Genomic DNA, 14,887 nt, shown 5'->3' on the forward strand with positions numbered 1-14,887 from the left:
GTCCGGACGGATCGTCCTGTTCGTCACCGCTGAGACAGCCGGCAACTGTCGTGACCGCACCTGTCCCTATCAGCGCTAATACGCGACGTCGATGGCTACTATCGGACATCGGCATCAGTTCGTCGGCCAGCGCCGTAAGCATAATCTGTATGATGTTACTGTAAGCCCGGTTATACTCGACTACAATAGCTCGTACTCGGCTGTAACGAATGCACGACGAAGACGTCGCTCACGGATGATTCGATTCGATACGGATACTCCGACCGAGAAAGACCGGTTTCGGCCCGCGGTTAGTCCCGGACGTACGACGTTTCTTCGACCGCTTCGACGACCGAAAGCGTCTCGTCGAGCGTCAATCGAAGCCGATCGTTCTCGCAGGGGACGGTAAGACGGATACGAAGTGGGTCTGTCTCGAGGATCTCCTCCTCGACGGATTGTGCGTGCCGGAACGTCTCCCAGGACGCGAACAGGTGTTCGATCCCGTGGTCGTAGTAGAACGCCGCCACGGCGGGGTGGGCGAGGATCGCGATTGATAGCGGGCCGCGAGCCACTGATTTGCACTGATGGCAGACTTCCCCCACTTCGATCAGATGTTGTCGGTGACAGTCTGGACACCCACTCTGATCGCGGGGGTCGTGATTCTCACAGATGTCCAGTGACTGATCGACCGCACTCGAGCAGTCAGGGCAGATGCCGCTGATGAACGACTGGACCCGGTTGAGGTTGAACGCGAGCGTCGCGTGAAACGCTTCGTCAGGCGTTCGACCCGATAGCCCCGTCGGCGGAAGCGGAAACGTGAACAGGACGCCCGCTTCGCCCGTCGCGTTCTGCCAGATGCCCCGACACTCACTACACGAGACGATCAGGTGGTGGTTCTCGTAGTGGGCTACGACGGGAGCGTCACACCGGGGACAGTCGGCGTCGAGTTCCGTGGCGTCGAGATGTGGGCGTTCGCGGACCGTCCCGGCAACGACCGCGCGGGCGATCTCGAAGCCGGCTTCGGTGAGTTCGTAGCCGGCGTCCGTCCGCCGAACGAAGTGGTCGGTGAGCTGCTCGAGATGGTAGTTGAAGTTCCCGGTGTCGCCGTACCCGACCCTGTCATATAGCTCCGAAAACGTGACTGCGGTATCCGAGTCGTACAGATCCGAGAATTTGACCAGATTGGCCGGGTCGTCCGGTTCGTACAGTTCCCACAGTGTCTGGATAATCTCGAAGCGCGTTTCGTTGGCCAGGATGGCGAAGGCCTCGTCCGGCGACAGATCCCCCGATTCGTCACGGCTCTCGGGTGTCATAATACTGAATGCTCACGCTGTATTGAAAGCGTTGCGTTCCCTGCATCGCCGAAGATCGCTGTTCACTGGTCGCCGACTCGAGCGGTTCTCTCTTGGACCGTTACGTCCCAGGGACGCCGACGGCCTCGAAGCCGGTGATTCCGACGGCAGCGAGCGCGTACAGCACGATCAGGACGGTCACCCAGGCGAGCAGGCCGATCATCGCCGCGGCCGTCCAGTCGCCGGGGTACCGGAAGTTGATTACCGCGATGTACGCGAGCAGGGCTAGCAACGGTCCGAGCAGTGGGATCCACCCCACAAAGAAGCCGACGACGGCCCATATCACCGCCCCGATTAGCGCGGTGACGATCGCGTGGTCGTAGTCGCCGGCGCCGACGATGACGCGTGCGCCGACGTAGATACCCAGTGCTCCGATCAACAGGCTGGCGAGGAAGACGATTGCTGATGCGACTACCATATCATTGTGATACACGTCAGATAGCCCGAATAGCTCACTGCTTGCGAGTTCTACACCGCTATCACGGGTTCGAGATTTCCGCCGGAGACGGCTTGCAGGTGCCACGACCCGGGTCATCAGACCGTCTCCGTAGCTGAGAGGTCCTCGAGTGTGGTCTCGTCGCCGGCACATCTCGGCTGCTGACTCGGCCGAACGGCCGGCGGCGATGGAACCACCGGAACCACGACGTTGATACGACACCCGTACGTACGAGGCCCCAATGGCGACCGATCAGGCTCAGAGCGAGGCGGCTACGAGCGACACCTACGAGGAGTTCGAGCAGCGCGTGCGGCGAATTTCGAACGTATCGAACGCGGCCGGCATTCTGCAGTGGGACCAGGAGGTCGTGATGCCCGAAGAGGGGACCCCAGCCCGAGCACAGCAGCTTTCGGCGCTCTCCTCAGTGGGACACGAACTCCTGACCGACGACGAAACGGGCGAGTTGCTCGCGGAACTCGAGTCCGCAGAGCTCACGGACGAGCAGGCAGCCGTCGTCCGCGAGGTCCGCCGGCGCTACGACCGCGAGACCAGCGTCCCCCAGGAACTCGTCGAGGAGATTTCGGAGACGACGGCAAACGCCCACCCGAAGTGGAAGGAGGCCAAAGAGAACGACGACTTCGAGGCGTTCGCGCCCACGCTCGAGAAACTGGTCGAACTCAAACGGGAGTACGCGAACCACATCGATCCCGACGCCGACCCCTACGAAGTGCTCTTCTCGGATTACGAGCCGTACCTCGACCTCGAAACGGCCGAACACGTGCTCGAGCAGCTGCGCGACGAACTCGTCCCGCTGATCGACGCGATCGACGACAGCGACACGGAGATCGAGACCGACGCCTTCGCGGGCACGTTCGAGGACGACGATCAGGAAGCCCTTGCGCGGGACGTCCTCGACTCACTTGGCTACGACTGGGGTCGCGGCCGGCTGGACACGGCACCGCATCCGTTCTCCTCGGGCACGCAGTTCGACGCCCGCGTGACGACTCGGTTCGAGGAGGACGACCTGCTCGGCTCGATCACGTCGACGATCCACGAGTTCGGCCACGCGAACTACACTCTCGGGCTGCCCGACGAGGGCTACGGCACGCCACTGGGCGAGTCGCGGGACCTCTCCGTCCACGAGTCTCAGTCGCGGCTCTGGGAGAACCACGTCGGGCGCTCGCGCCCCTTCTGGGAGCACTTCCTCCCGATCGCTCGCGAGCGCTTCCCGGGCCTCGAGGACGTCTCCCCCGAAGCGGCCTACGAGGCCGCCAATCAGGTCCACGACGACAACCTCATCCGGGTCGAAGCGGACGAGCTCACCTACCACCTCCACATCGTCATCCGGTTCGAAATCGAACGCGACCTGATCTCGGGCGACCTCGCCGTCGAAGACGTGCCCGAGGTCTGGAACGACAAGTACGAGGAGTACCTCGGCGTCCGTCCCGAGACCGACGCGGAGGGCTGTCTGCAGGACATCCACTGGTCCCACGGCTCCTTCGGCTACTTCTCGACGTACTCGCTCGGGTCGGTGCTCGCGGCGCAGCTCTACGACGCCGCCGAGGGCGAATTAGGAGATCTCGACGACGACATCCGCGCCGGCGAGTTCGGCGAACTCAACGGCTGGCTCCGCGAGAACGTCCACCAACACGGCAAGCAGTTCACCACGCCCGAGTTGATCGAGCGCGCGACCGGCGAGGAGTACACGGCCGAGTACTTCCTCGAGTACGTGAAATCGAAATACGGCGAGCTGTACGACCTCGAGGAGTACTGAAAACCGCCGTGGTCGGGCATTGAGGAGTGGAACGAGTGATTTTGATCCATCGTTTCTGACGGCGGCCGAGTGAGCGTGTTTCTCGTCGATGGCTACGGCTATCTGACTGCCTTCGCTCGATTCGGCGTCCGAGAATGGCCTGAAGAGTTCGTACACTACTGCAATATACAACGACCGCATCGGTCACTTGCTGGACAGACGCCAGCGGAGGTGCTAAACTAGACTATGCCGCAGTCCACTACTCATCATGAAAATAATATATAAATCTGAGGGATCTACTCGTTACGCATTTCCTGGATTATCTGTCCGACTGTAGTATCGCGTTTAATCGTCAGCGATCCGGACTCGTTAAGAATTCTCAGTGGTTCCTCACCTAATAGCGCCTCTTGTTGTTCAGTTGTTATTTCGTCTTCAGTAATTCTAAGCAGTCCCTCATCGTGAAGGGACTGAGTATTCAATGAATCCGGATCCTGACAATCCGTCGGAGCATCTACAGTAAAGTTGGCGGTCGCAACCGCTGAGCTGCTCCCAATATCAGTTGCCTGCGCACTAGCATCGATATCAGCACTGTCTCCAACTCGCGTAGTCACGTCCATTCTTGCGAATACGCAACTATCTTCTGCACCTTCTCCAGGATCGCCAACATTGTTGATCCAATTCCACATTAAATTGTAATAATGGTCATTTTCATCAGCTGTCCGTTCTGTGATATATGTGAAGGCCATAGACGCAGCGATAGCACTAACTGGATTTGCAAACGCCAAAGTCGTTCCAACTCCAACCGCACCATCAACAGCAGTCTCAACGAGATCTTCATCAACGTCACTCGACTCTTCTTCGAAGGACTCGTATGCACCTATTGCCTCATTGTGATTCTGTTGAGTAGTCTCAACTATATCACCACTGACATCAAGCACTAATTCGTTTGAGGCAAGCGAGTTTTGCGTAAGATACTCATCACCATCGTCAACAAACGTATTTCCTGTTGCTCCGAAGTGAATTCGGTGAATATAATCACAGTAGCCCCCCTCATCATGCCAAGAGTTGTATAGCGAGGCATGAACGGTTGATTCCAGAGTGTATTCTCCATCAAACACATCCTGAGTGACTGAACTAGAATCAGAGTCCAAGGTGGAGGATCCACCACCACCACCGCAACATGGCATATAGTTGCCCTCTGTCTCCAAATCACCACTCGCTGTTCCGACGACACTGAAGAGGCCAAGACTCGCAGTCCCAATACTTGCTAACACGTTACGTCGATCGGCAGTTCTTTTTCTTCGAGCCACAAATTCAATATAACTTCTATATACTTAAGACCTTATCATTTATAACAAATATAAAAATGGGAGTTTGTAAATCTCACTCAATTATTTTTCTATAAAAATTAACGTGTGAGGATAAATGACAAGTGTTAGAACACGATCAGATTAAACACTCAATTGGAAAGTAGTTCACAGGGTGTTTCAGGATAGTTTTCGCAGTCTCGTTGATCAAAATAGATGTTCTCAGATTCGACCTGAATTGCAATCCATCGACATGAATCGGAATTGTCCTCGACAACATCGACATGATCCCACTCGTCATCACTCGCAACTCTCGCAGCGATGGAATACTGACCGTGAGCATCAGTGTCCCACTCACAGTCAATAATCTCGGTGGAAACGGTACCCGAAGCAGAAGCAACTGAAGCAGTTGTGTTATACACCGTTTCGCTATCATCTTCGATTTTAATTTCGACAGTTATACTCTCCTCGCGAAAATTTTCCACTCGAACACCACCAAGTTGTACATCACCCTCCGAAGAACTACATCCTCCGAGTAAGGCAGTAGTGGATAAGACTAATATTCCTCTTCGTTTCATACTCGTATTCCTTGCTTCTAGTTAATAAGTCATTCCATGATTCATCTATAGAAATAGAACAAATCGATATTTATCAGCAATTAGTGGGGACCGGGTTCCGCAAACCGCGTTTTTTAGGATTCGGTGGCCGTCTCTTCCGCATATGATCGATACGTCACTCGAGGGCAACACCGCCATCGTCACGGGCGCGAGCGCGGGCATCGGCGCGGCGACCTGTCGCGCGTTCGCGGCCGAGGGAGCGAACGTGGTCCTCGCGGCCCGCAGCGAGGACGAATTGACCGAACTCGCCGACGAACTCGAAACCGAACACGACGTCGAGACGCTGGTCGTCCCGACGAACGTCCGCGAGGAGGACGCGGTCGACCACCTGATCGAGGAGACCGTCGACGCATTCGGCGAGATCGACGTGCTGGTGAACAACGCGGGGCTCTCGCGGGGGAGCGACGTCGAATCGATGAGCACCGACGACTACGAGACGATGCAGGAGACAAACGTCGACGGCCTCTTCTACGCGACGCGAGCCGCGATTCCCCACGTTCGCGAGACGGACGGCCACCTCGTCTTCGTCGGGAGTTTCGCGGGGCAGTACCCCCGATCGTTCAACCCCGTCTACGCCGCCACGAAGTGGTGGACCCGCGGCTTCGCCAAGAGCGTCGCCGCGCAGGTCGGCGACGACGAGGTCGGCGTCTCGATCGTCAACCCTGCCGAGGTCCGCTCGGAGTTCGAGGCGGCCGACGGGACGACGTTCGAAGAGCACTTCGACAAGGGCGAGGCCAGCGAACCCGCGGAGGTCGCCGAGGCGATCCTCTTCGCCGCGAGTCGGGAGGGCTCGAGCGTCAGCGAGATCGATGTCAATCGCCGAGACAAGTTCGCCGACGGCTTCTGACGCGGCCGCCGCTTGGAACCGCGAGCGCGCTTAAAACGCGGCCGGCGCGTGCCGGCTGCAGACTGACCCGTAATCGCTGCCATAACTCGCGTATGCGTGTTTCCATCCCGGGCGTTCCCGGCGTCTACTACGACACCGATTCGGGCTCGTCGGCGATCGGCGTGGCCATGTCGGCCGCCGGCCGAAAGGTGCCGAAACCGAAGGGGTACGTCATCCAGCTGTTGCCCTACCTCTGGTCGTTCGACGTCGACCTGTACGAAGTGCCCACCGATCATCCGATTCAGTATCTCCATCCCGAAGGAGCCCAGAGCCTCGGCGAACTCTCGCCCGAGCGCGGCGTGCGAGAGGCGGGAACCGAACTCGAGTCGGTCCTGCGGTTCGCCTGGTCGGTCAACCAGGAGATCGAATCGACGACCAACCAGTTGATCGGCCGCCGCGAGGACCACGACGGTATCGTCATCGAAATTCAAGACGGAAGCGTCGGCGTCGACGGCGAGGAACTCCGCACGGACGAGTTCGATATCGAGGAGAAAGCGATTGGCGAGACCGAGATCGACATCGAGGAGGGATCGATGGACGAGACGGACGCCGATTCGGACGACGAATCGATCGGCCTCGATCATTCGACCAACGACATCGATACCGACGGTACCGACGCTGACGATTTCGAGTCGGACGAGCCGTAATCGACGCCGGTAGCTGCGTCGCTCACTGGAGAGCGCTCCCGCTCACCGCGAGAGAACCGCAAAAACGGGCGTCTCGAGTTCGGGCTTGCTTACGCGCCCGCGGATTCGAGGGCGTCTTCGATGTCGTCGCGCTGTGTGACGCCGACGAAGCGCTCGACGATCTCGTCGTCGTTTTCGATAATGAGCGTCGGCAGGGAGCGTACCTGGTACTCGTTGGCGATATCCTGTTGCTCGTCCACGTTTACTTTTTCGACTTCGAATCGGCCCTCCCAGTCGTCCTCGAGCTCCTCGAGGATTGGATCCTGGGTCTTGCAGGGGCCACACCAGTCTGCGTAGAAGTCCTTCAGTGTGACAGTCATCGGTTCATCGCTAGTTCCAACGCGTCGCGCATAAGGGTTTCCCACCGGTTGTGAATTGCCGCAATCGGAGGCACCGATCGCAGGTGCGTGCTGTAGCCGATCGGTGCAGAATTCGCGGGACAGGGGTACGATGGTTGAACATTTTATCGTCTCACTGACACGACGGGTGATAACGAAACAGCGTTAGCCGAAAAGGCGGGTGCGTTCGAGGGCCCGTGTCGAACTCGGTGTCGCCGCGGTTCATCAAGTCACTCGACGAGCGCGCTCTGTGGCTTCCGCCGAGAGCGCGACGTACCGCGGCGCTGTTTCGGCCGTACCGTCTCGAGGACGTGTTAATAAGATAGTTAGCACTTTCTACGAATGGTCGCTTATAATATGTGTGTGTGAATAATTTCGATTCGATTTCCCCGAAGAATCGGGACGGTCTGGATAAATCGATCCAGACCGATACAGCCACTCAGGAAAAGCGTCCCCGGCTGAATGAGAAAAATGGAACCATCTCGGTATCGATCGGTGAAATGATTGGCTTTGTGGAGGCAAAATCGATATTTAAAAGTCATTCACCACATAAGTCCGAATACTGGAGTATAATATGCGAGAAAATGCAGAGCTATTAGACGTTTGTCTCACCAAATTCGCCAATACTCGGTCGAACGAGGTTCGGTAGTTGATACCGAATGCTCACATTCTATATCATATATGGAAATAGGTATGTTGTCGGTCGAATGCGTCACCACAGGGCTACCGATGCCGTGTACGCGGACCGGCGGAGGCTCTCCGTCCGTCTGTGATCGAGGCCGCGTTCACAACGTGTGCTGCCGTTCGAACGCGTTGGCACTCGAGAGCACCGTCGCGTCGGCGAAGCGCTCGCCGATCAGCATGAGCCCGACCGGGAGATCGTTCGCCCGTCCCGCGGGCACCGAAATCGCCGGATGGCCGGTCACGTCGAACGGCGACGTGTTATGGAGCATGTTAAGCGCCCGGTCGATCGCCTCGAGTCGCGAGATCGACTCGTCGACTTCGTGGGCGGTCTGGGGCGTCGTGGGCATCGCGAGGACGTCGACATCCGAGAGCGCCTCGTCGTAGGCGTCGGTCAACTGTCGGCCCAGGTTCTTCGCCTTCGCGTAGTACTGGCCGCGGTACTCCTCGGAGAGGTACTGCCCGAGCACGAGCGTGAGTTTCAGCGTCGTCAGGTAGTCGTCGGCGTGGGCTCGCCGCGCCCGTCCGAACGCGTTCGCCAGTTGGGTGTCGTAGAACCCCTTCCCGTAGTGACCGATACACTCGGCGTCGACCGTCGCGGCCGTCTCCTCCGTCGCGATGGCGTTCCAGATGGTAAGTCCGTCGACGTGCATCGGGACGGACACCTCCGTCACCGTCGCACCGGCGTCTTCGAACTCGGTGAGGGCGTCGCGTACGGCGTCGTCGGCCGCCGGTTCGCTGACCGCGTGGCCGAATCCCTCCTCGACGACGCCGACGGTCACGTCGGACGGGTCCTCGGAGAGTGCCCCCGTGTAGTCGTCGGTCGGAACGGCACCCTGTCGGGGATCGAGATCGTCCTCGCCGGCGATCACGTCCAGTACGCGTGCACAGTCCTCGACGGTCGAACACATCGGCCCGGCGTGATCGAACGAGCGACCGAGACCCGCGATTCCGGTGTAGGGAACCAGTCCGTGGGTGGACTTGTGGCCGACGATCCCGCTCCAGGCGGCGGGGATGCGAATCGAGCCGCCCTGATCGCCGCCGATGGCGACGTCGACGTCGCCGTTACCCACGGCCGCGGCCGATCCCGACGAGGAACCGCCGGCGATATAATCGGAATCGACGGGGTTCAACACCGGCCCGGTCGCGGAGAGTTCGCCGCTCCCCGAGAACGCCATGTCTTCCATGTTTAGCTTCCCGGTGATGTCCGCGCCGGCCTCGAGCAGTCGGCTGACGATCGTCGCGTCGGTCGACGGCACGTAGCCCTCGAAGAGCTTCGACCCCAGTGTCATCTCGACGCCGGCCACGTTGATATTGTCCTTGAGACCGACGTCGTAGTCCTCGAGCGGGCCATTCTCGGCTCCCTTTACCTCACATTTGGTGACGAACGCGTTGAGGGGGTCCTCATCGCGCCCCGGTTTGTAGCCGGGATCGCGATCGGTGTACTCGACTCGAGGGCGAGGATCCGGAAGCTCGTCCAGTCGTTCGTAGCCGGCCAGCGTCTCGGTGATTGCGGCCTCGAACTCCTCGACTTCCTCGTCGGAGAGGTCGATATGGTGGTAGGCGGCGTACGCTCGAATCTCGTCCGGTGTCGGCGGTTGTACGTTCGGTGGTGACTCGGACATTCTACTGTGATGGTCGATAACAAGGAACAAAAAGATTCACCGGGACGCCATCTCGAGCGAAAGCGAGACGAACCGACCACAACCGCTCAGATCCACCGACTACTCCCGCTCAGATTCGGCCGTGGTGTCTGAGATACCCCTCCGTGAGCAGCTTCGCGAAGAAGGACTCGACCACCGGATCGTACGGCGGCGAGAGGGCGAGCAGTTCCTCGGCGACGGCTCGTTTCGTCTCCTCGAGTGAGTCCGCGGCCTCGTGCAACTCGAGGATCCGCTCGTCGTAGCGATGTAGTTCGGTTCTCGCCGTCTCGAACGCCTCTTCAGGGTCGTTCGGCCAGACGCCGAAGTGCGGGAAGATGATTCGGTCCGGTTCGAGGGTCTCGAGTCGATCGATCGTCTCCGCGATCACGTCGACGTCGAAGTTGGGGAGCGTTGCCGGCGGCAACCACTGGTCGGCCCGCCCGAAGTAGATCCCGAGACACTCGGCGGCGAACAGGAGATCACGTTCGGGGTTCCAGACCGCGAGGTGGTCCGGCGAGTGTCCGGGGGCGTGGATCAACTCGAGGCTGTTCGCGCCGATATTGACCGTCGTCCCCTCGTCCGGAACGCCGACGACGTTCTCCGCGGGAACGGGTCCCTGTTCGCCCATCGAGTCGAAGTGGCTGCCCATCGCTTGCCTGCTGCTCTCGATCAGTCCCGCGGGATTTTCGAGGTGTGTCGCGGTCGATTCGTGGATGTAGACGTCGCAATCGGGCGCGGCGTCGACGAGCGCGCTCGCGGCGCCGGTGTGATCGACGTGGACGTGCGAAAGCACGACGTTCGACAGGTCGGCCGGCGAGACGCCACACGCCTCGAGTCCGTCCAGGAGTTCGTCGGCGGTGGCGGCCACGCCCGCGTCGACCAGCGTCGGCTCGTCGTCGTCGAAGCAGTAGACGGAAGCGACGTCCGAATCGAACAGCTCCACGTCGATTCCGTACACTCCCTCGGTAACGCTGAACACGGTCATACGATAGCTGTTCGGCCGAGTTGCAAATCCGTTTCGGGTGGCCCTCGGAACCTCGTCCGCCCGCGCTCAGAAGTCGATTTCCGCCTGTCCGGTCTTGCACACGAAAAACTTCAGGTCGCCCCGGAAGACGTTGGTCCCCTCCTGCGTCGTCATCACCGTCTCGAAGACGACCAGTCCCACGTCGTTGCGGCTCTCGAGCGCTCTCGCCTCCGTGACCTCGATCTCGACCGAAACGGTATCACCGATGTAGGCGGGGTTCGGCAGTTCCATGGAGTCCATGCCGAGGAACGCGTAGGCGGTTCGCTCGAGAATGCCGATGCTCATGAGCATCCCGAGCGCGTAGTTGAACGTCATCGCGCCGTGGGCAATCCGCTCGCCGAAGTCGCGTTCCTCGGCGAACTCGGCGTTCGTGTGGAGTTCGTTCCAGTCGCCGGTTAGCGCCGCCTGCATCGTCACGTCGGTCTCGGTGATCGTTCGGCCGGGACTCCGGAACGTCTGGCCCTCCTCGAACGCTTCGAAGTGGTGTGGCTCGTAGCTGTAGGCCATACCGGCACCTCTTCGACGACCCACAAATACCTTGTCGCGACCGGTCACGCGCCGAAGACGAAACACACGAGACGTGACGAGACAAATCGCGTGCTTGCGACTGGAATGTACCGAAGCGATGCCCTCGAGAGCGGAGCGAACGGAGCCGGCGTGTTCGCGAAGAGGAACAGCTATAGGCCGATCGAATGAACACGTCTAGCATGGAGTTTCGATTCACCGACGAGCAGCGACAGATCGTCGAGATGGTCGCGGAGTTCGTCGACGACGAGGTCGTCCCGATCGCCGACGAGATCGACCACGAGGACGAGTTCCCCCACGAACTCGTCGACGAACTCGCCGAACTCGGACTGATGGGGATGCCGTTCCCCGAAGAGTACGGCGGTGCCGGACTGGACTATCACGCCTATCCGGCGGCTCTCGAGGAGATTTCGCGGGGATCGGGCGGTCTCGGAACGATCGTCGCCGCCCACATTTCGTTGGCGGGGAACATGCTCTACGAGTTCGGCGACGAATCCCAGAAGGAGGAGTATCTCACGCCGGTCGCCGAGGGGACGGATATCGGCGCGTTCGCGCTCTCTGAAGCCGGGGCCGGTAGCGACGTGCCGGCGATGGACACGGTCGCCGAACGCGACTCTGCCGAGGGAACCTCGGCTGATCCCCGAGAAGCGACGAGCGCTTCTCGGGACGGCGACGGCTACCGAATCAACGGCGGCAAACTCTGGATCTCGAACGGCTCGGTCGCGGATACGGTCACGGTGTTCGCAAAGACCGATCGAGACGCGGGGAGCAAGGGAATCTCCTCGTTCATCGTCCGTCCCGAGGCGGACGACGGCTTCATCGTCGAAGGGACGGAGGAGAAACTCGGCGATAAGGGCTGTCCGACAGCCGAACTCCGATTCGACGACCTCTGGATCCCTGAAGACCGACTGCTCGGCGAGGAAGGCGAAGGGTTCGTCCAGGCCCTGAAGACGCTCAACGGCGGACGCATCACCATCGCCGCCCGCTCGATCGGGATCGCACAGGCGGCCTTAGACGAGGCCACGAAGTACAGCCAGGATCGAGAGCAGTTCGACCAGCCAATCTCGGACTTCCAGGCGATCCAGCACAAACTGGCCGACATGGACACGAAGACACGCGCCGCACGACTGCTCATGCACGACGCCGCCGACAAGAAGATCCGCGGCGAGAACTTCGTCAAGGAGGCCGCACAGGCGAAGCTGTACGCCAGCGAAATCTCGCGCGAGGTCGCAAACGAAGGTATCCAGATCCACGGCGGGTACGGCTACACCAAGGACTTCCCCGCCGAGCGGTTCTACCGCGACGCGAAACTCAACGAAATCTACGAGGGCACGAGCGAAGTGCTGCGGAATACGATCGCTGCGCAGTTGCTAGACTGACGACAGCCGGCAGTCCCCGTTTTTCTTCGATCGGTCGGCAGATCGAGCGATACCGCCGGATGATGATCCGACAGGGCGAGTGCTACGCGTCTTCCGTCTCGAGTTCGTCGAGGCAGTCCTCGACGGGGTCGAGTAACTCGCCGGCGATCGAGTAGGGATCGGTCTCGCCTGCACGAACCGATTCGGCCAGGTCGTCGATCCCGCCGCGCTCGGCGAGTCGGTCTTCGAGCAGAGCGTGGACGTCCTCGCGCAGCAGCGTGCGGATCTCTTCGGCGTACCGCCCGCGGACCTGCTCGGCGTGTTCGCCGGAGTCGACGAGGTAGGTGCGATGGCTTGTGAACTCGTCGATGAGGTCGTCGACGCCTTCGCTCTTCGTGGCGACGGTTTCGACGATGGGTGTCGTCCAGCCTGCGACTTCCGTTTCGTCCTCAACTTCACCGTCCCAGTCGTCGTGGGCGTCGATGACCTCCTGGCTGTGGTGGCCGCCATCGCCGCCACCACCGATCCCACTGCCGCCGTCGCCGAGTTGGATCATGTCCCGGAGTTCCTGGACCGTTCTATCCGAACCGGGCCTATCGGCCTTGTTGACCACGAAAACGTCCGCGATCTCGAGAATGCCGGCTTTCAAGGTCTGGATATCGTCGCCCGATCCCGGCGGGACGAGGACGGCGACGGTGTCGGCAGTCCGAACGATATCGATCTCGTTCTGGCCGGCACCGACGGTCTCGATGATGACCTTGTCCTTGCCGAAGGCGTCCATCGCTTTAACGGCGTCTGCCGTGGCCGTCGAAAGCCCGCCGAGCGTGCCGCGGGCGCTCATCGAGCGGACGAAGACGTCCATATCGCCGACGGTGGAAGCCATCCGGATGCGGTCTCCGAGGACTGCGCCGCCGGTGAAAGGCGAGGAGGGATCGATCGCGATGACGCCGACGGTTTCGCCGCGGTCGCGATAGGTCTCCGCGAGTTTGTCGACTAAGGTCGATTTCCCCGCGCCGGGACTGCCTGTGATGCCGATCACGTCTGCTTCGCCGGTGTGAGCGTACAGCTCCGAAACTAATTCTCGATAGCCCGGCGACCGGTTCTCGATCTTCGAAATCACTCGAGCCAGCGCGCGGTGTTCGCCCGCGAGCAGCGACTCGAGCAGTTCCTCGTCGGAACTCATCGCTGGGGGACGTTCTCACGGACGAACTCGATCGTCTCCTCGATCGACGTTCCGGGGCCGAAGATCGCCGCCACGCCATCGTCTCTGAGCGGCTGGCGGTCCTCCTCGGGAATCACGCCGCCGACGAGGACGAGGGTGTCCTCCTTCGCGCCGTACTCCTCGAGGCCGTCCATGATCTTCGGGACGAGCGTGTCGTGAGCCCCGGAGAGAATGGAGATACCGAGGACGTCGACGTCCTCCTGGACGGCCGCCTGGACGATTTCCTCTGGCCCTTTGTGCAGTCCGGAGTAGATGACTTCGAAGCCGGCGTCGCGGAAGGCCCGCGCGATGACGTGGGCCCCGCGGTCGTGACCGTCGAGTCCGACTTTCGCAACCATACACCGGATACTTTGCTGATCGCTGCCAGCACTCATACCGCTGTGTTTCACGTATTCCCGTATGGTTCTATCGGAACGCTGGATGACACACAGTCTCCTTTCAGCAGTGAAACCCGAGTTGGAGCGTTCCCGGGGAGGGTCTCCCGAACCGGAGAAAAGGATTAATCTGTCTAGCGTGGTTGGTATTGTATGGCAATCCGTGAAGCAACCGTCGACGACATCGAGGCGATTCAGGACGTAGCACAGCAGTCGTGGACGCAGGACTATCCGAAGATCCTGAGCCGAGAGTCGCTCCAGGAGGGGCTCGACGACTGGTACTCCGAGGAGCGAGTCAGGGATTCCATCGTCTGGGCGCGCGCGCTCATGCTGGTCGTCGAGCGAGACGACGAGATCGTCGGCTTCGCCCACGGGGTCTGGGACAACGAGACCGAAGTCGGGAACATCCTCCGCGTCTACGTCGCCCCGGACGCCCGCGGTGAGGGAATCGGCGGCCGGCTACTCGAGGAGACGTGTCGCTCGCTCTTCGAACAGGGCGTCGAGCAGGTCAACGCGATGGTACTCGACGCGAACGAACTCGGCAAGGGCTTCTACGACGCGTTCGGCTTCGAGCAGGACGAAGTCGAGGACGTGTCGATCGGCGAAGACTCCTATCAGGAGTGTACGTACGTTCTCGAGCGCGACTCGTACGCCGAAGAGATCGGCGGTCTGGCGTAGTCAGTTCGAGGTCGAAGGGCGTTCGCGC

At 60.4% G+C, this 14,887-nt stretch carries 15 protein-coding genes and 1 pseudogene; 6 read left to right on the plus strand and 10 right to left on the minus strand.

Going from position 1 to position 14,887, the window contains the following annotated elements:
- Window positions 1-290: 290 nt before the first annotated feature.
- Together NATTI_RS0111605 and NATTI_RS0111610 are read right to left on the minus strand one after the other, a co-directional pair.
- Window positions 291-1,292 carry a DUF7351 domain-containing protein gene (locus tag NATTI_RS0111605; protein WP_006089606.1) on the minus strand — a complete coding sequence of 334 codons (1,002 nt, stop codon included), beginning with the start codon at window positions 1,290-1,292 and terminating at the stop codon, window positions 291-293.
- A gap of 100 nt (window positions 1,293-1,392) precedes the next feature.
- Window positions 1,393-1,749, minus strand: coding sequence for a hypothetical protein (locus NATTI_RS0111610; RefSeq protein WP_006089607.1), 357 nt, complete (start codon window positions 1,747-1,749; stop codon window positions 1,393-1,395).
- 259 nt (window positions 1,750-2,008) lie between these two features.
- Here NATTI_RS0111610 and NATTI_RS0111615 point away from each other — a divergent pair, with 259 nt between their 5' ends.
- Together NATTI_RS0111615 and NATTI_RS25350 are read left to right on the plus strand one after the other, a co-directional pair.
- Window positions 2,009-3,541: a carboxypeptidase M32 gene (locus NATTI_RS0111615; RefSeq protein WP_006089608.1), complete on the plus strand. Its 1,533-nt coding sequence runs from the start codon at window positions 2,009-2,011 to the stop codon at window positions 3,539-3,541.
- Between the two features lie 72 nt (window positions 3,542-3,613).
- A pseudogene (locus tag NATTI_RS25350) lies at window positions 3,614-3,763 on the plus strand (IS6 family transposase); the annotation flags it as partial.
- Between the two features lie 53 nt (window positions 3,764-3,816).
- On the opposite strand, the gene NATTI_RS25355 reads toward NATTI_RS25350, so the two are convergent.
- Window positions 3,817-4,728 carry a hypothetical protein gene (locus NATTI_RS25355; protein ID WP_241434302.1) on the minus strand — a complete coding sequence of 304 codons (912 nt, stop codon included), beginning with the start codon at window positions 4,726-4,728 and terminating at the stop codon, window positions 3,817-3,819.
- Between the two features lie 251 nt (window positions 4,729-4,979).
- On the minus strand, window positions 4,980-5,405 hold the full coding sequence (locus NATTI_RS0111630; protein WP_193787784.1) for a hypothetical protein: 426 nt from the start codon (window positions 5,403-5,405) through the stop codon (window positions 4,980-4,982).
- 142 nt (window positions 5,406-5,547) lie between these two features.
- Here NATTI_RS0111630 and NATTI_RS0111635 point away from each other — a divergent pair, with 142 nt between their 5' ends.
- Both NATTI_RS0111635 and NATTI_RS0111640 read left to right on the plus strand, forming a co-directional pair.
- Window positions 5,548-6,291 carry an SDR family oxidoreductase gene (locus NATTI_RS0111635; RefSeq protein ID WP_006089612.1) on the plus strand — a complete coding sequence of 248 codons (744 nt, stop codon included), beginning with the start codon at window positions 5,548-5,550 and terminating at the stop codon, window positions 6,289-6,291.
- 92 nt (window positions 6,292-6,383) lie between these two features.
- Window positions 6,384-6,977, plus strand: coding sequence for a hypothetical protein (locus NATTI_RS0111640; RefSeq protein WP_006089613.1), 594 nt, complete (start codon window positions 6,384-6,386; stop codon window positions 6,975-6,977).
- Window positions 6,978-7,066: 89 nt separating this feature from the next.
- Here the strand turns inward: NATTI_RS0111640 and NATTI_RS0111645 are convergent, their stop codons facing one another.
- The 4 genes from NATTI_RS0111645 to NATTI_RS0111660 form a co-directional block, all read right to left on the minus strand.
- A complete protein-coding gene (locus NATTI_RS0111645; protein ID WP_006089614.1) occupies window positions 7,067-7,336 on the minus strand; it encodes a thioredoxin family protein in 270 nt (89 codons plus the stop codon).
- 803 nt (window positions 7,337-8,139) lie between these two features.
- Window positions 8,140-9,660, minus strand: a complete 1,521-nt coding sequence (locus NATTI_RS0111650; RefSeq protein ID WP_006089615.1) for an amidase — start codon at window positions 9,658-9,660, stop codon at window positions 8,140-8,142.
- Between the two features lie 109 nt (window positions 9,661-9,769).
- The gene (locus NATTI_RS0111655; RefSeq protein ID WP_006089616.1) at window positions 9,770-10,663 is read right to left on the minus strand and encodes an MBL fold metallo-hydrolase; all 894 of its coding nucleotides are present in this window, start codon (window positions 10,661-10,663) and stop codon (window positions 9,770-9,772) included.
- 66 nt (window positions 10,664-10,729) lie between these two features.
- Entirely contained in the window at window positions 10,730-11,209 is a 480-nt protein-coding gene (locus tag NATTI_RS0111660; RefSeq protein WP_006089617.1) for a MaoC/PaaZ C-terminal domain-containing protein, read from the minus strand.
- 200 nt (window positions 11,210-11,409) lie between these two features.
- On the opposite strand from NATTI_RS0111660, the gene NATTI_RS0111665 reads away from it, so the two are divergent.
- Window positions 11,410-12,606: an acyl-CoA dehydrogenase family protein gene (locus NATTI_RS0111665; RefSeq protein ID WP_006089618.1), complete on the plus strand. Its 1,197-nt coding sequence runs from the start codon at window positions 11,410-11,412 to the stop codon at window positions 12,604-12,606.
- An 82-nt stretch (window positions 12,607-12,688) separates the two neighbouring features.
- Here the strand turns inward: NATTI_RS0111665 and meaB are convergent, their stop codons facing one another.
- Together meaB and NATTI_RS0111675 are read right to left on the minus strand one after the other, a co-directional pair.
- Entirely contained in the window at window positions 12,689-13,768 is a 1,080-nt protein-coding gene (meaB, locus tag NATTI_RS0111670; RefSeq protein WP_006089619.1) for a methylmalonyl Co-A mutase-associated GTPase MeaB, read from the minus strand.
- A complete protein-coding gene (locus NATTI_RS0111675; protein WP_006089620.1) occupies window positions 13,765-14,181 on the minus strand; it encodes a cobalamin B12-binding domain-containing protein in 417 nt (138 codons plus the stop codon). Before NATTI_RS0111675 ends, meaB begins: the two co-directional genes overlap by 4 nt.
- Window positions 14,182-14,334: 153 nt before the next feature.
- Between NATTI_RS0111675 and NATTI_RS0111680 the strand changes: the two genes are divergently transcribed.
- Window positions 14,335-14,859, plus strand: a complete 525-nt coding sequence (locus NATTI_RS0111680; protein WP_006089621.1) for a GNAT family N-acetyltransferase — start codon at window positions 14,335-14,337, stop codon at window positions 14,857-14,859.
- Window positions 14,860-14,887: the final 28 nt, after the last annotated feature.

Origin of the sequence: Natronorubrum tibetense GA33, from assembly GCF_000383975.1 — an archaeon.
Taxonomy (GTDB): domain Archaea; phylum Halobacteriota; class Halobacteria; order Halobacteriales; family Natrialbaceae; genus Natronorubrum; species Natronorubrum tibetense.

Coding starts and splice junctions, on each gene's coding strand:
- NATTI_RS0111605 (WP_006089606.1), bottom strand. CDS start 1,292: ATGACACCCGAGAGCCGTGACGAATCGGGGGATCTGTCGCCGGACGAG.
- NATTI_RS0111610 (WP_006089607.1), bottom strand. CDS start 1,749: ATGGTAGTCGCATCAGCAATCGTCTTCCTCGCCAGCCTGTTGATCGGA.
- NATTI_RS0111615 (WP_006089608.1), top strand. CDS start 2,009: ATGGCGACCGATCAGGCTCAGAGCGAGGCGGCTACGAGCGACACCTAC.
- NATTI_RS0111630 (WP_193787784.1), bottom strand. CDS start 5,405: ATGAAACGAAGAGGAATATTAGTCTTATCCACTACTGCCTTACTCGGA.
- NATTI_RS0111635 (WP_006089612.1), top strand. CDS start 5,548: ATGATCGATACGTCACTCGAGGGCAACACCGCCATCGTCACGGGCGCG.
- NATTI_RS0111640 (WP_006089613.1), top strand. CDS start 6,384: ATGCGTGTTTCCATCCCGGGCGTTCCCGGCGTCTACTACGACACCGAT.
- NATTI_RS0111645 (WP_006089614.1), bottom strand. CDS start 7,336: ATGACTGTCACACTGAAGGACTTCTACGCAGACTGGTGTGGCCCCTGC.
- NATTI_RS0111650 (WP_006089615.1), bottom strand. CDS start 9,660: ATGTCCGAGTCACCACCGAACGTACAACCGCCGACACCGGACGAGATT.
- NATTI_RS0111655 (WP_006089616.1), bottom strand. CDS start 10,663: ATGACCGTGTTCAGCGTTACCGAGGGAGTGTACGGAATCGACGTGGAG.
- NATTI_RS0111660 (WP_006089617.1), bottom strand. CDS start 11,209: ATGGCCTACAGCTACGAGCCACACCACTTCGAAGCGTTCGAGGAGGGC.
- NATTI_RS0111665 (WP_006089618.1), top strand. CDS start 11,410: ATGGAGTTTCGATTCACCGACGAGCAGCGACAGATCGTCGAGATGGTC.
- meaB (WP_006089619.1), bottom strand. CDS start 13,768: ATGAGTTCCGACGAGGAACTGCTCGAGTCGCTGCTCGCGGGCGAACAC.
- NATTI_RS0111675 (WP_006089620.1), bottom strand. CDS start 14,181: ATGAGTGCTGGCAGCGATCAGCAAAGTATCCGGTGTATGGTTGCGAAA.
- NATTI_RS0111680 (WP_006089621.1), top strand. CDS start 14,335: ATGGCAATCCGTGAAGCAACCGTCGACGACATCGAGGCGATTCAGGAC.